Genomic DNA, 15,119 nt, shown 5'->3' on the forward strand with positions numbered 1-15,119 from the left:
CGGTCATGTCTGCTGCGTTTTTATCATACCGCAGAGACGGGAAAAGTCATACTTTTGAACCGGATTTAAAGAAATTTGCAAAGGTTTTTCCCCACGCAATCGTACCTCGTTTGATGGAGGCCAATAGCGTACTGTCAATCATCTTATAGTAATATGTTGGCCATCGCCAGTTGTTGTACAGCCCCTGAACCAGAATCGGGAAGAAAAGCAGGAAATAAATATTCCCCCCGGTCAGCTTGAGACCGAGCCATAACCCGACTAAGTTAACACCAGCCGAGATGAGAAATGCTTTTGTGTACGGAATAATATTGGCATTAGCAATATATGATGCATGCACTGAGTGTTGCTGGTAAAGAAAATAGTAAAGGATTAACGGCAAAAACACCTGTAACGTCGGAACTGATTCAGGCTTTATCAACTTCAGTAGCGGGAAGATCACTAACAAGGTTCCAACAGAGGCAATGCCAAAAAGCCAAACATAAGCAGCAACTGCTTTCGATGTTTTCTCTCGGATCGAATCAAAATCCTGCTTAACAAAGTTTGATTGCAAAATCGGATTATATGCCCCGTTGATTGCTGAAGAAGCTGTCCCGATAGCCGAAGCAAACTGGACGCCGACCGAATAGACACCTGTCACCGACAGCGGCAAGAACGCACCTGCCATTAGTGACATACCTTGGGAAGTGACATAATTCGACATGCTGACCAATCCGTCGCGCCAAGTGTTCGGCCAAATGAACAGAAAAATTTCTTTAATTTCGTGCCAGTTCATTGGCGATTTAAGCTCTTTGCGATGAGCCCGCACCTCATCATCCTGCCAGTAAAAATGACTGCAGATCGTTCGAAAAATAATGCCATACATAACCAAGCCGATGACCGGCGACAAAATCGACGGGTAGACTAGGAAGCCACCAAGTGTCAGCAGAATCTGTAATGAACGGGAAAATACCTGCGCTTTGTTGACTGAGTCGATTTTGCCGGAGCCGCGGAGCAACGCCGAAAAGTAGCCAAAATACAAATTAAGGAAAAGCGAGAAACAGAAAACCAGCCAAGTCCACTTATATTCGGCGGCAGGTAATTTACTAAACACAAAAGCGTTCATGTAGATCGTGCCGAAGATGCCGACTAAGACAACAGCAACAATCGCCAGAATCATGTAAATAGCCCTAGCAGCGTGAATTGTCGAAGCCAGCAAGTGGTAGTTCACAACGGTGTGATCATGTTCTTTATCAACTCCGCGCGATTTCAATGTTTTCGCACCAGACCAAATATACGCAATGTTGCGGGCAAATGCTGGGTCAAATCCAAAATCAAACAACGCGATGAGACCGTTGATACTTAAAATTAAATACCAATAGCCAATCTCTTGAGGATTAAGGAAATGAAAGATGATCGGCAGTAGGAGAAAATTGCTTGCCATCGAAAAAATGGTCCCCGCATAACTCCATACAATACTTTTTCTGGTCACTTCAAACCGATTTGGCAACTCGTTCCCTCATTTCACTTAGTTTCAAAACTTGCATAAATATGGCATAACCGCTGTTGCATCAATGGCCACGCGAACTCTTTTTGATATATTTTACGCATTAGATCGGCTTCTTTGGCCCAGTCCTGACGCTTGTCAATCAGTTGCTGGAGGCCAGCACCAATGCTCTTCTCAGAGGTTCCACAAACAGCTCCAAAACCATACTTGGTTAACCAATTTGACATGCCGGATTTCTCGACCATTAACAGCGGCTTGCCAAGTTCCATAGCTTCAAAAAATTTATTCGGAGAAGCATATAGGTGATTCTTAAGCACCGGATCATAGAGCGCGACCAAAATATCCGCTGTCTTCTCGATGCCATTCACCTTTTCATAGGGCACAACGCCTAAATAGTCAATTCGTGATGAGCGTTTTGCGGCGTCGGCAAACATCTCCTGATATTGACCCTGACCGGCTACAGTTAAGGATAATGCCGGATTTGCCTCAACCGCGCCTAATAGTTCTGGCAGACACCTATATGGACTCAGCCCGCCAATATAGACGATTTTAAAATTCTTTTGCGCCGGATCAAATTTCTCGGCATCTGCTGCAATAGGACTATCTAACGGTGAATTATAGATCACTGCCAAATTTTTCGGCTTGGCCGGTTCAATTTGGCGGCGGCGATCCTCCGAACAAATTAACGTCCAATCGGCTGTCGCCATCGCTATATTTTCCCAATGAACGACCATTTTGCGATACCATCCCGGATAGTTTCGCGTGTCAGGCGCATAGTCAAAGATATCATAAACAAATTTAGTTTTGGTCTTCGCCACAACCTTAGCCGTCACATAGCCCGTATGCACATTACATGCCTGAACCGCGTCATACTCGCGTAAATGCTTACGAAGCCAACGATACAAAAAGGCCTCAAACCGCATAAATGCGTAAACCTTAAAATATTTAAAAGAATATGACAGCTTGATGCCCGTGAAGATTGCCTTCAGACGCTGACCATCGAATTCAAAGGTATCTGTCGTCATTCGGCCATGCGGGTCTTCGCGCCAGCCAAGAATCGTAACGTCATGCCCAGCGGCTTGCAGCGCCGCACTCTCCTTTAGTAATCTTGAATCGTCATCGACGTGTCCGGTCGACACAAACAATATCTTCATGGTTCCTCCTGATCCGTTCACTTTATTCTCCCAGCAAGCAGTATCTGTCTAATAGAAGTATTTTAACAAGAACGGGAAAACATCTAATATTCTGAATTTATATAGTAATATTTTGACCATCAATTTTTTGTCGTGGCTGAATGATAGCAGTTGTTTCCAAGAGTACTGCTTCATTTTTTTGCGAATATGCTTCTTAACCCATGGATCCTTTGCTTCGGCAAGATTTTGAAAATAAATCGACAGCCGCCTGCGGAGTATGTACTCATCAACATCGTTCTTAGGAGCTGTGCCATTTGAACGAAGTCGCTGTTCAACCAAATCCATAACCTTAGCATAATCTATCAGTTTGTCTGCCCTGATTTTATGCACAATGGAATTGGCATGCTGATAGTAATCATACAAAGTTTCGTGTAATCGGTAAATATGCTTGGCACGAAACAAAATCGGGACAAAAAAAGCCATGTCTTCGGCAGATTTAAAATCGGGGAAACGATCTGCTCCAATTAGACTCCTTGCAAAAATCTTGTTATGCGGAAAGCCTCCAATCGGATCATGCGCTCCAGTCAGCATTTCATGGAGAACTGCAGCTAAATCGGCCTTCTGCGCAGTCTTTGGCGTTTGATCGTCAGATGAAGCGGTATCCTGTTCAGTTAATGAACGGTAGTCAAAAATCAGTAGGTCAAAATCAATGTCATTAATAACTTTTAGAATTCTATTGATGGCGTTTGGCTGAAGTGTATCATCAGCGTCTACAAACCAGATATATTTGCCGTGAGCGCGTTCGAGTCCAGCATTACGCGCAAATGCAACACCGCCATGGACTTCATCAATCAATGAACTATTCGCGTGGCTTTCATGGTAACGCTGAAGCAGCCTAGCGCTATTATCGGTAGAACCATTATTAACGAGCACAACTTCCACGCTTGGCGGAATTGTACCTAAACTTTTAAAAAGGCGCGGTAAATACGCTTCACTATTAAATACCGGAATGACGATACTCAGTTGGTAGTTCATACTGCCCTCCGTTGATTGTTCTAGCGTCTTTGAGTTGATGACCATGTGACTGGCATTGGGCAAACGCATAGTGTCAAATGACGCCATAAAAATAAAGCCGTGTACACTGGCAGTAACGACACTGCCAAAATAGCTCGTGACTTTCCCGAGCATTATACCACAGGTTAGCATCCCTTCTTAGACAAACTTGCTGTCTTCGTCTCACCCAATGATTTTTAACGGTATTCGCATGAAAACACTCTCGTCTTCAAGTTGAACTCTCCTTAAGCCAAACAGTGATTATGGTAAAATGGCCTAGTCGTATGATTGATCGCGGGCGAAGATCCATCAGACTAGTTATACATAATGTGATTTCCACGGCCGGATTCGTCGCAGAGTCCATCAATAGTATCTTTGTCCTACATTTAGAAAACACTTTACATAATAAGGGGTTACCTTCAGTCATGACAACTCGTAGTAGTCGGCTAATCAAAAGCCTCATCATCTTATTGATCCTATCATTGATCAGCCTGTTCAACGTACTACCAATTTTAAGGCTTGATTTTTCAACGGCCTTTTTGGGTGATGATTTTTCTTTCCACATTGAAAGAGTCTTAGCACTAAGCAACATATTTCAAAGCCCGGTCAATTTCAATACGTTCGGGCATGCTGCTAGTTTGGCTAATGTGTTCTATCCTTGGGAAACCGTCTATCCCCTCCATCTCATCTATTCAGCAACTAGCAATTTTATTTTCAGCTATAAACTATTCTACTTTCTTTTGACATTGATCACAGCTTTGTTAGCTTATTGGTGCATCTTCAAAATATCCAAAGATACCTTCAGTGCCCTGTGTTTTGCCACGCTCTATATTTTCTCATTCTATCGAATCTCAAACTTCTTCATTCGTGCTGCGCTAGGTGAAGTTGTCAGTATGACTTTTCTGCCGCTAGTTTTGTTGGGACTCTATTACATCCTTTTCGAAAACTTTAAGAAGTGGCGCATCCTTACGATTGGCATGGCACTGATTGGTTATTCTCACGCCTTGTCATTATTTTTAACAAGCGCATTCGTTCTCATTGCCGCGGTTGTGATGACTGGATTTATCGATGCCAAAACCAAACGACTGATGAGTCTGCTTAAAGCGGGCTTTTGGGCCATCCTGCTATGCTCGCCGTATTTGGTTTTGGTAGCGAATACTTCTTCAAAAAACGATCTTTATATGATTTGGACCCAACCGTTAAAGGGACTGCCGCTTTGGCAATGGCTTAGTAACTCACTAAGCAACCAAATGTATCCAAATCCTGACGTCAGAAGTAGCCTTGGCGCGTCCGTTGTTCTTGCGCTAGTGATAGCTTTAATTATCTTTGTACTGTTTAAAAGAGCACGTACACCTTTTAATACATTTTGCTTGTTTAGTGGCATGGGAAGCATGTTACTGACGTCATCTATCTTCCCTTGGGCACTCGCAAACCAAACGCTTTTCAGCAAAATCCAATTTGTCTGGCGTTTAAACACCTATACGTCACTCCTGATCCTAGTTAGCTTCAGTCTCTTGCTTGGGACGGTCATTCCCAAGGCGTCGGTGACCTTAAAACCAATTTTACTTTTAGGACTTACGGTTGCTTTGATCATCAGTAGCAGTAGTTCATTGACCACTTTTGCCAAGAACAAGGCTGAGAAGACACTGCGCGACCCAGATATTGCTAAGACGGTAAGAAATGTCTTTTATGGCGATTACGCCCCCAAGCAGGTTACCAACCAAAAGAATCTGCAGCAAGTTCTCCAAAAAAGATATTTCTTGAATGGCCAGCCAATTCAGCCGAGCGTCAAGTATACGGACAGCGTTTATACAATAAAGGCGACAAATAAAACTGGCCAAGAAGCTACGTTAAAAGTGCCCGCATTTTGGTATTCATGCCAAACTGTCACCGTCAATAATCAACCTGCGCCTTCAAGAATCTCGGCAGCAGGTACGACACTTCTCAACATCCCAAACGGCAAGTCAACCATTACCATTTCGTACGATTACCCGAAATTTCTCTTAGTATTTATTTTAATTGCAGTCTTGAGTCTGATTTTTCTATGCATGTCTAGCCTTTACGTCAGAAATGCTGTTGGTCGGTATTTCTCCGTGGAAAAGCAATAACCCAAGATTAAAGATTAATCTTATGACATTCAAATTCGTTTATAACAAATGCCTAGGAGTGTGGCGCGTCTCCTAGGCATTTGTTAATTAATCACTTTTTGATGTCTGGTTATTTCCTTGTGCAGTGCCCTTTTAGCTTGAACCCGCCATAAACCAAAAGATAACCAACCGTTAACACATTGATAATGGCTGCAACCCAAAATAACTTAGATGGTTCGTACCCCACTGTGACCGTATTCTTGCCTTCACGTGCTGGGATGATCAGCGTACCGATGTCACTACGTTTATATTGGGAAGGATCTAGCCGCTGACCATTTAATCTGACTGTCGAGTGTTTATAGACAATAACCGGCACAAGCGTCTGCTTTTGCCTCTTTGACTGCCAGCTAAGTACGAGTTGATTTTCTTTATTAACTGTTTTCTTAACGTTTAACGGATTATGTAGAATTTGCTTTTTGTAAGAATTGTATGAATAGCTAGTATCCTGGACATTCTTTGGCACAGGTAAATAATCCGAAGTATTCTTGGTAACGGCACTAAAGACATGAGACTCATCATATGCATGGTCAAATATTTCTCGAATCTCTGCTTGCGTTCGCACCGTCGTTTCACCCGCAACTGCCACTTGGTCGCCTTTCCAAGCAACTGCTTTCTCGTTGACCCACGTGTATCCGTTAACTAAATTCAAGCCAGCCACTCCAAGGAAAACAGATGTTATTAACTTTGACTTTTGGAAATCAGCTTTTGGTTCAAATTTCTGAATGGATAAAGTTGCTCCTAAAATCACCATGGTGAACGCAACAACATTAAAACGTTGCGGAAATTGAACTGTCTGAAGTATTTGAAAATGCTCTGCAAGAAAATTCCACGGGAAGAACGCCGAACTCAGCCACAAAAAAAACAGTCCATCAAGGTTAATAAGCCTTTCCACAGTGGTTAACTGTTTCCAACTTAAGCAAGCAAAAACCAGCTGGAAAACGATGATCACTGAAAAAATCAGGCCAAAGTCAAGCCGTGTCATGTTTCCCAACGATAATCTTGAAGCACTACCGAGCAGATCAGCGACTCGGTAAGGCATGACGAGATGTTCACTACGTAAGTCCAAAATAGCCGCCAATGTTGCCGCGTTTAATCCAATGGCAATGGCAACAGCTCCAAATGCATCGAGAATGGTTCGCCAACGATTCTTAGCCAGATACAATCCTGGAATAAAGAAGACGACAGCACTTAGAACGTACAACAATGCTGTAAAGTTTTGGACGGCCATCAAAACCGCAGCAGATAAACCGAACAAAACCGGATTGATTGGTTTGCGGTGATTCACAACCATTCGGATCAATGGAATCGTTGTCAGGGGTAACAGTGCAGCGCCCCATCCTCTAAGGGCTGAATCCGTGACATAAAAGATGACCAAAGGTGTTCCCATATATAAAACAGCCGCCCCAAAGGCCAACTGACGCTTAACCTGACAGTAGCGGGTCAAATAATACATGCCACTACCAGCCGTAAACAGGCAGAGAAAACTGGATATTATCTCTGCCCTGAACCAGGTTTTCACGAAAACTAAAATCAATCCGTGCAGGTAGGCAAACACACTGCCATAAACAGCATTGACGATACGTCCGGATTGGCGAAACGAGTACAACGATTGGAAAAAATTGAATTTACCGGTTTTAATTTGCATGGCGGCTTCATAGAACCGATTCCAGTGAAATTCCCAGTCATCCCCAACTGCCAAAGCATGATAAGTAAGTTGCGGCGCCAAAACAACCAGTGCCGTGACAGCAATCCCCAAAAGCCACATCAGATCAGGCTTCCAATCCCGCTTTATTTCTCTCTTCACGTTTTTCTCCTTCTGTTCCTTGTCTATCCCTTATAATTTTTATAATTTTCTCCACAAAATGACCACCTGAATATTTTACACGTTTTTGCCAAGATGCACCATCGTTGCTTCGTCCTATAAATGAAAAAAAACCTGCACTCACTAGCTGACGAAGCGGGCTAGCAAATACAAGGCTTTGAGAGATATTTTTGTTCGTTAATAAAGATCGGGACTATTTAACGGTTAAGCCGCCTTTATCAATCCAATAGACATGTCCATCAGTAAACTGAACCTTGACATAGGTTCCGCGATCTGTCTTTTGCTCAACCGAGGCGTGAACCTTCTGGCCATCGTATTGCTTGGCATTATCGTTGCCGACAAGTGTACTGATGCTGGTGTGATATGGTCCATCACTGTAAAGACCATCCACACGGTCCTTTTGATTGATCGTCGCATCGTAATTAACATTATTCGTCGAAAGAATCGGGCTTAATGACGAGAAGCTTGTAAGGGCGAGTTTATCCGTCCAATAAGTCTGACCGTTTGTTAAACGAATCTGTACATAGGTCGAATGCGTTGAACGAGAGGTCGTTGCTTCGGTAAGCACCTGAACCAACTGACCGTTTAATGACTTAGCGTTGTCATTACCGATTGCGGTTGTAGCTGAGGTGTGATAAGGACCGTTTGCATACAACCCGTCAGCACGATGACTTTGATCAACGATAGCAAGATAGTTCACGGATTTTTTGAGAAGAACCTTGTCATACCCTGAATTATCGCCGGTTTGCAAACCACGTTTATCAATCCAGAAGGTCTGACCATCAGGTAAACGTACCTGGGCATAAGTCGTGCCGCCAGCTCTGCTGGTAGTGGCTTCAGCAATAACCTGAACCTTTTGACCGTCATACTTAGTTGCATCACTGTTACCACCAGATGTTGCGGCAGAGGTATGGTAAGGGCCAGCTGTATAAATGCCGTCACCGCGCCCTTGTTGCTGAATTGTGGCCGGATAGTCCACTGTCTGTTGCGAAACAATGCTGTCAAACGAAAATTGTGCGGTACCATTCTTATCAATCCAGAAAACTTTGCCATCTTGGGCTTTAACTTGGAGATAAGTGCCACGCGATGTAACAGTTTCAGCTTGAACGTGGACATTCTGATTGTTGTAATTGACACCATTAAAGTTAGAAATAGCAGTGGAAGCACTGGTATGATACGGTGCATCAAAATAAATGCCGTCTTTACGGGTATCCTGATTAACAATGGTGACGTCATAACTCACAGATTTGGTTGACAGAATTGGATCATACGAAGGTGCCGGTGCAGTATCTGTATTCGGCTGTGTGAACAGACCCGTATAATCAACTGAAACATCGACTGATTTAGATGCTCCAGGCAAATACGCTAGTGAAGAATACTGCCATGCACCAAAATCTTGATTCCACATTGAGTTTGCGCTCGGTGTATACGGATAATCCGCAACCCATGTCCGGTTTTTACCGACTGTCGCAATTGCAGCATTCGAGTAAGCGTAATACTTACCGGTATACAACACATGATGCGTATAACCGCGCTGATTAAGTGTCTGCCAGAATGCATTTAAACTCGCCCCGACATCCCCACTTACATCAGAACCTTCGACATCGGCAACAACATTGACCTCTTTGCCGACATTCAATTTATCGAGTGTATTGGCAAAATAATTAGCCTCAGCCACTGCTTCGGCACTTGAACCAAAGTGGCTATAGTGATATGCCGAAACTGTCATGCCAGCGTTACGTGCATATTGAATCTGCGATGACGCAAACGGGTTTTCATAAAAGGTACCTTCTGATGCTTTAACAACGGCACCTCTGACGCCTAACGAATGGAGAGTATTAAAATTGTTTTGATTCATCCATCCTTGGTAGGAAGAGACATCCACAACGTCCGTTCGTGGAACTGATTGATCCCCAATGGTAAAGCTCATCATCGTCTGTGCTTTGGCAGCGAATGTCTGTACATTTGACTGCGGTGCTGCCTGTAATGTTGCTCTGCCAGCTTGTGCGCTAGAGTATGATTGAGCACCTGCCACTGTATTTGCACTAGGTAAAGTGGCGCCTCCAACATTAGAATGTTCGTTCATATCGTGAAACGATACGGTTTGACCCTGACTCGTCTGACTTGTTTGGGCGTTTGCACCTGTGCCTTCATCAGCTGCAGATACCGGTGTTCCTAAAACAAGTTGCGAAAACAGAATTGACGATGCAATTGCCGCAGATGCCCAAAATAACTTATTCTTCATTTTTTTCTCCTTTTTCCCCATAAGTAAACTCCTCCCCAAATTTTTCAAATTTCATAACAGGCTCATTATACATGGAGATCAACCGCATTTAAAGAAACAAAATGATGACAAATTACCATGTCATTTATACGACAGGCGTCTGAGCACCTTGGATCAGCGGGAATCTTTGGACGAATCAAGTGTAAACATTTTTTTCTGCAAGGTTGTGAGCCACCCATAAATTGTCGGTACTGCCAGTAAGAACAGGACATAATACAATTCAAATCGGTACCGTGCCTGAGTTTCCATGAAGATATAGGCAAAGAAGAACATGCCGAAAACGACCGCTGGCAAGAGGTAACTGGTGCGACTCGTTATCCATTTTTCGGTTATAACCCGTTTGAAGGTTCCAAGAACCGTTCCACCATAGACGACCATGCCGGCAAAATTCAATGATGAAATCAAGACCGGGTGCCGATTCTTAAATTGCTCATTGCCCCCCAGATAATACTGATTATCGACATTGCCAATAAAGCCGGTAAAACGATTCATGATGTCCTGCAAGTTCACGCCATGTATCAAGACATTTTTCAGTTTTTCCGCAGCTGCCTGTTTATAGAGGGCATAATTAAAATGATATTCTTTCAAATCATAGTAAAGTTGGGTCTTGCGTGCACTGGTCGTATATTTTCCGCTCACGCCTTTTCCTGTCAGTCCAATCAGAAATTTAAAATACGGATTGCCGACCTTAATACCGTACGGAGCCACTCCCGAGAGAATAAATAACTTGTTGGTGATCCAGCCCAGACCCCAACAAGTCACTATAAAAGCCGCGGTTTCAAGCAAACGCTGTCGGCTCTTTTGCTGAATCGTCTGAATCATGAGGGTCACAATAATCGCAGCTGCAACCACGACTGCTGTTGGCCGCAACACCTGAGCAATCGCAATGCAGACTGCAGCGATTAACAAATTCGGCCAAGACCGGCGCTTCAGAATAAAATAAATGGCCAGTGCCTCTAGCAGCAGCCCCTCATGCTGATTATTGATGATGCCTACGCCGATAAACACGTATGGGAAAAACGTGAATACTCCCGCCCCAAAAACGGACCGATGGACATCACAAAATAATCTAAATGTTTTATATAGTACAAGCGTTGTTGCTGTCATAACTAGCATTTCAATTATTTTAAAAAACAGCAGCCGATCACCAAACAACCGCATGATGAGCGATAGATAATAAGCGTAACCAATCTGGAAATTATAATATCTAAAATAGTTATCAGGCTGGGCCGCCTGGCTTTTAAATGTGCCATCGACAATATCCCGAGCACCCTCCAACAAAACTTTATAATCGCTGACTGGAACCGGTCGAAAGACAAAGTTCCAGAAACTAAAAAAAACGAGGGCGAGCACGGTCAATAGCAACAACGCCTGACGATCTGAGAGCTTCAGCAAGCTTAGTTTAAAGAGCAAAAACAAACCGATCAGAACGCCCATACTCCCTAAAACAAAAGCAGGCGTCTCCCAACTAGCTCCTTGGATAACCTGTATTTTAAAAAGGCACAGCAAACAAAAAGCAAAAACCGCAACAAGCAGATATCTTCCCAGCTTATTAATCAGCCTGTCAGCACCTTCTAGTAGCATCATTGTGCGTTGTCTCATTCTCTAGTTATTCCCCTTTTACTTTATTTTTCTTCCCCTCTGACCAGCAAAGTCCGTTACCAATTGTATGTAAAAATCGTTGATAGGACTATAACGCAAGTCGTTTCACGATTAAGCTTTAAAGAACATCCGTCACTGAATGCGGTACCATACAGCCAATTTCAAGTAAAACGGTTTCGAAACAATGAATATCTCATGTTATACTGAATGATGAAATTGTAGCGATTCAGTTAACGGAGGAACGTTTACTTTGGATCTTATTCTATTACCATTCATCGGCTTTTTATTTGCTAGCATACGTCCAAGTCAGAACCTTGAAGAAGGCCACCTGGGAAAAAGTGCCACTAACAACCTAAAAGGCATCAGCATCATCTTTATCATTCTGCATCACATCAATCAAGAGCTCAATGGTGTTAGCGGTACTTTCTTTGCTTCGCGACTAACCATGGCCGGTCGACTCGGCGTTGCCATTTTCTTTTTTGTCTCCGGTTACGGTATTATGCGGCAGTATCAGATCAAGGGGCCATCTTACTTAAAGAACTTCCTACCCCATCGTCTGCTGCCCATTATTTTACTTTATCTACTGGCAATGCTGCTTATCTTCCCGATCAAACACCAGCTGATGGGACTGACTTTTAGCCAAGCTGCCATTTCGATGACCAATGGCGCGCCGTTCGTGAATGACAGTTGGTTTGTTTTAGCAATTATTTTTTTCTACTTTGCATTTTGGCTCGGTATGCAAATCTCGCGTGGTCACTCGCTACCATTATTTGCCATTTTGTTTTTGTTGACCGGTCTTTACACGATTTATATTTGGGATAAAGGTATGGGCGAATGGTTAGTCAACGCAGCCTTTGTCTTTCCGACCGGTGTCCTCTTTGCTTTTTATGAAGACCACTTCATGCCGCTTATCCGCCGTTTCTATTTGCCGATCATGTTAGGGACGCTGACGGCATTTGCGCTTTTTTTCACTCTAGATGAAATGCATAATCAGTTAAGGTTCCGATTCTTTAGCGAAATCTTCTTCGCTTTAGCTGTCATGATGGTCAGCTATCGCGTTGAGTTTTCGAGCAAGCTCTTTTTAATCAGCAGCGCATGGTCGCTAAACCTGTATCTGTATCATCCCTTCATCGCCAGCTGGTTACATACGATTCCCGCGATTGGTGCCCATAGCGTCGTCTACTCAATCATGGTGATCTTATTAAGCTATTTCGTTGCCGGAATCATTGCCTATGTACAAGTTACCATCAAACAACTGAGGTCCAAACGACTGGCATCAAGAACTGCTTGATAAGTAAGCAAGCAGAAACAATTCAGGCCGACTTATGGCCTTTTTATTTTGCTCGTTTTAAAAAACAGTTTATGGTTTCCGCTGCTTTTCAACATCTTTGTCTACTTTTGGCTGCTTAGATGGTTCATCATGCCAAGTCTGATCACTGATAATAAACCGCGGGCGATGCTTGGTTTCCAGATACGTTTTCCCCACGTATTCACCGATCACGCCTAAACTGAGCAGCTGAATGCCGCCCAAAAATGAAACAATGCAAACAATTGAAGCCCAGCCAGCAACAGTAGCACCCTTAATTGCCATGATGACAGCCCAGATCGTACCGATGAAGCCTAAGATACTGACGACGGCACCCAGTTCGGCGATAAATACGATCGGCTTGATTGACAGACTCGTAACGCCATTAATCGCTAAGGCAATCATTTTTGACAGAGGGTAATGGCTCTTACCTGCCAAACGTTCGTGCCTTTCATAATAGACTGACGTACTTTTAAAACCAACAAGGGGGAACATGCCGCGCAGGAAGAGATTTACCTCCTTAAAATCGGCTAAATGTTGCAACACCTTGCTACTGGCCAACCGATAATCAGCATGATTGTAAACAACATCCACTCCCATCACCCGCAAGAACCGATAAAAAGCCTGGGCACTGACGCGTTTAAACCACGAATCGCTTTTGCGGTCTGAACGAACGCCATAAACAATCTCACAACCGTCTGCGTACGCTGCCAGCATATCTGTCATCGCGTTAAGATCGTCCTGACCATCAGCATCAATAGAAATTGTCACATCAGCGCGATCTTTAGCGACCATCAGTCCGGCTAAAACCGCGTTCTGATGCCCGCGATTGCGACTTTGTTGAATCCCTAAATAATGCGGATCCGTTTGGGCAAATTTTTGAATTAATGGCCAAGTTTGATCTTTTGAGCCATCGTCTACAAACAGAACCCGGCTATTTGCCGCGATCTTTTGCGTTTCGATAAATTCAGAAAGCTTGGCCAGAAATCGTGGTGCCGTGATAGGTAAGACTTTTTCTTCGTTGTAACAAGGAATCACGATCCACAACACCGGAAGTGCCATCTTATATACCCCCTTGACACACGCTCGCCACCACAAGAATCTGTGGTGGCGAGTATGACATGCATGTAACTCATTTACTTGAACGGTGCTGGTCGCGTTTCACGTTTTCCGAATTCATACAAAATCGCATCTAAAATCCGCTGCGACGCATGGCCATCGCCATATGGATTCTTGGCATCTGCCATGCGTTGGTATTCCGCATGATCATCCAGCAACTGCAACATCGCCGTTTTAACCGTCTGCGGATCGGTACCGACCAACTTCAGGGTCCCAGCCTGAACCCCCTCCGGCCGCTCGGTAGTGTCGCGTAACACCAAAACCGGCTTGCCCAACGAAGGGGCTTCTTCCTGCACTCCACCGGAATCGGTCATGATGAAATAGCTGCGCGCGGCTAAGTTATGGAAGTCGACCACGTCCAGCGGTTCAATCAGATGAATCCGTTGGTGATGCCCTAAAATCGAATCAGCTGCTTCCTGAACCACCGGATTTAAATGCACGGGGTAAATGATCTCGATATCCGGATGGCTTTCAACCACATCCCGCATCACTTTGAAGACGCGGCGCATCGGCTCGCCTTGATTCTCCCGGCGATGCATGGTGACTAGAATCATTTTCTTGTTGGGATCAATCAAGTCCAAAACCTCGTGATGATAATCATCCTGGACGGTTTGATCGAGCGCATCAATCGCCGTGTTGCCGGTCACAAAGATCTGCTTGTCAGGATGATGTTCTTGTAACAAATTCGCGCGACTCTGAGCTGTCGGCGCAAAATACAGATCACTCAAAACATCGGTTAACTGGCGATTCATTTCTTCCGGATACGGGCTGTACTTGTTCCACGTGCGCAACCCCGCTTCGACGTGACCGACTTTGGTTTGTTGATAAAAGGCCGAAATACTAGCCGCAAATGTCGTAGTCGTATCGCCATGAACCAACACAATATCCGGCTGTTCCTTAGCAATGATCTGTCCAAGCTTTAACAAAACACTGCTAGTAATATCTGCCAATGTCTGGCGTGATTTCATGATGTTCAAGTCGTAGCTTGGCTGAATATGGAAAATTGTCAACACCTGATCCAACATTTCGCGATGCTGGCCGGTAACCACGGTGACCTCCTCAAACTCATCACTACGCCGTTTAAGTCCCAGAACCACCGGCGCCATTTTAATTGCTTCCGGTCGGGTTCCGAATACCGTCATAACTTTGATCTTTGCCAAGTTGGCACCT

General features: G+C 44.1%; 10 protein-coding genes. 2 read left to right on the forward strand and 8 right to left on the reverse strand.

The window, feature by feature from the left end; translation table 11 throughout:
* Window positions 1-46 precede the first annotated feature (46 nt).
* The 3 genes from wzx to LACPH_RS09100 are packed head-to-tail and all read right to left on the reverse strand — an operon-like array spanning window position 47 to window position 3,651.
* Complete coding sequence (wzx, locus tag LACPH_RS09090; RefSeq protein ID WP_306386727.1) at window positions 47-1,486, reverse strand: O-unit flippase-like protein; 1,440 nt, start codon at window positions 1,484-1,486, stop codon at window positions 47-49.
* A gap of 14 nt (window positions 1,487-1,500) precedes the next feature.
* On the reverse strand, window positions 1,501-2,637 hold the full coding sequence (locus tag LACPH_RS09095; RefSeq protein ID WP_306386728.1) for a glycosyltransferase: 1,137 nt from the start codon (window positions 2,635-2,637) through the stop codon (window positions 1,501-1,503).
* Window positions 2,638-2,685: 48 nt separating this feature from the next.
* Entirely contained in the window at window positions 2,686-3,651 is a 966-nt protein-coding gene (locus LACPH_RS09100; RefSeq protein WP_087913279.1) for a glycosyltransferase family 2 protein, read from the reverse strand.
* Window positions 3,652-4,094: 443 nt separating this feature from the next.
* Between LACPH_RS09100 and LACPH_RS09105 the strand changes: the two genes are divergently transcribed.
* On the forward strand, window positions 4,095-5,777 hold the full coding sequence (locus LACPH_RS09105; RefSeq protein WP_087912464.1) for a putative glycosyltransferase family protein: 1,683 nt from the start codon (window positions 4,095-4,097) through the stop codon (window positions 5,775-5,777).
* 109 nt (window positions 5,778-5,886) lie between these two features.
* Here LACPH_RS09105 and LACPH_RS09110 read toward each other — a convergent pair whose 3' ends face one another.
* The 3 genes from LACPH_RS09110 to LACPH_RS09120 all read right to left on the reverse strand — a co-directional run bounded on the left by LACPH_RS09110 (window position 5,887) and on the right by LACPH_RS09120 (window position 11,524).
* Entirely contained in the window at window positions 5,887-7,620 is a 1,734-nt protein-coding gene (locus LACPH_RS09110) for a putative glycosyltransferase family protein (protein WP_370531177.1), read from the reverse strand.
* Between the two features lie 211 nt (window positions 7,621-7,831).
* Window positions 7,832-9,904, reverse strand: a complete 2,073-nt coding sequence (locus LACPH_RS09115; RefSeq protein ID WP_306386729.1) for a GW dipeptide domain-containing protein — start codon at window positions 9,902-9,904, stop codon at window positions 7,832-7,834.
* A 132-nt stretch (window positions 9,905-10,036) separates the two neighbouring features.
* Entirely contained in the window at window positions 10,037-11,524 is a 1,488-nt protein-coding gene (locus tag LACPH_RS09120) for a glycosyltransferase family 39 protein (RefSeq protein WP_306386730.1), read from the reverse strand.
* Window positions 11,525-11,774: 250 nt separating this feature from the next.
* Here LACPH_RS09120 and LACPH_RS09125 point away from each other — a divergent pair, with 250 nt between their 5' ends.
* Window positions 11,775-12,815, forward strand: coding sequence for an acyltransferase family protein (locus tag LACPH_RS09125; RefSeq protein ID WP_087912467.1), 1,041 nt, complete (start codon window positions 11,775-11,777; stop codon window positions 12,813-12,815).
* A 69-nt stretch (window positions 12,816-12,884) separates the two neighbouring features.
* Here LACPH_RS09125 and LACPH_RS09130 read toward each other — a convergent pair whose 3' ends face one another.
* Both LACPH_RS09130 and wecB read right to left on the reverse strand, forming a co-directional pair.
* A complete protein-coding gene (locus LACPH_RS09130; protein WP_306386731.1) occupies window positions 12,885-13,892 on the reverse strand; it encodes a glycosyltransferase family 2 protein in 1,008 nt (335 codons plus the stop codon).
* Window positions 13,893-13,966: 74 nt separating this feature from the next.
* Window positions 13,967-15,109, reverse strand: a complete 1,143-nt coding sequence (wecB, locus tag LACPH_RS09135; RefSeq protein ID WP_087912469.1) for a non-hydrolyzing UDP-N-acetylglucosamine 2-epimerase — start codon at window positions 15,107-15,109, stop codon at window positions 13,967-13,969.
* Between the last annotated feature and the right edge of the window lie 10 nt (window positions 15,110-15,119).

Source organism: Lacticaseibacillus parahuelsenbergensis, from assembly GCF_030770265.1.
Taxonomy (GTDB): Bacteria; Bacillota; Bacilli; order Lactobacillales; family Lactobacillaceae; genus Lacticaseibacillus; species Lacticaseibacillus casei.

Coding starts and splice junctions, on each gene's coding strand:
- LACPH_RS09095 (WP_306386728.1), bottom strand. CDS start 2,637: ATGAAGATATTGTTTGTGTCGACCGGACACGTCGATGACGATTCAAGA.
- LACPH_RS09100 (WP_087913279.1), bottom strand. CDS start 3,651: ATGAACTACCAACTGAGTATCGTCATTCCGGTATTTAATAGTGAAGCG.
- LACPH_RS09105 (WP_087912464.1), top strand. CDS start 4,095: ATGACAACTCGTAGTAGTCGGCTAATCAAAAGCCTCATCATCTTATTG.
- LACPH_RS09115 (WP_306386729.1), bottom strand. CDS start 9,904: ATGGGGAAAAAGGAGAAAAAAATGAAGAATAAGTTATTTTGGGCATCT.
- LACPH_RS09120 (WP_306386730.1), bottom strand. CDS start 11,524: ATGAGACAACGCACAATGATGCTACTAGAAGGTGCTGACAGGCTGATT.
- LACPH_RS09130 (WP_306386731.1), bottom strand. CDS start 13,892: ATGGCACTTCCGGTGTTGTGGATCGTGATTCCTTGTTACAACGAAGAA.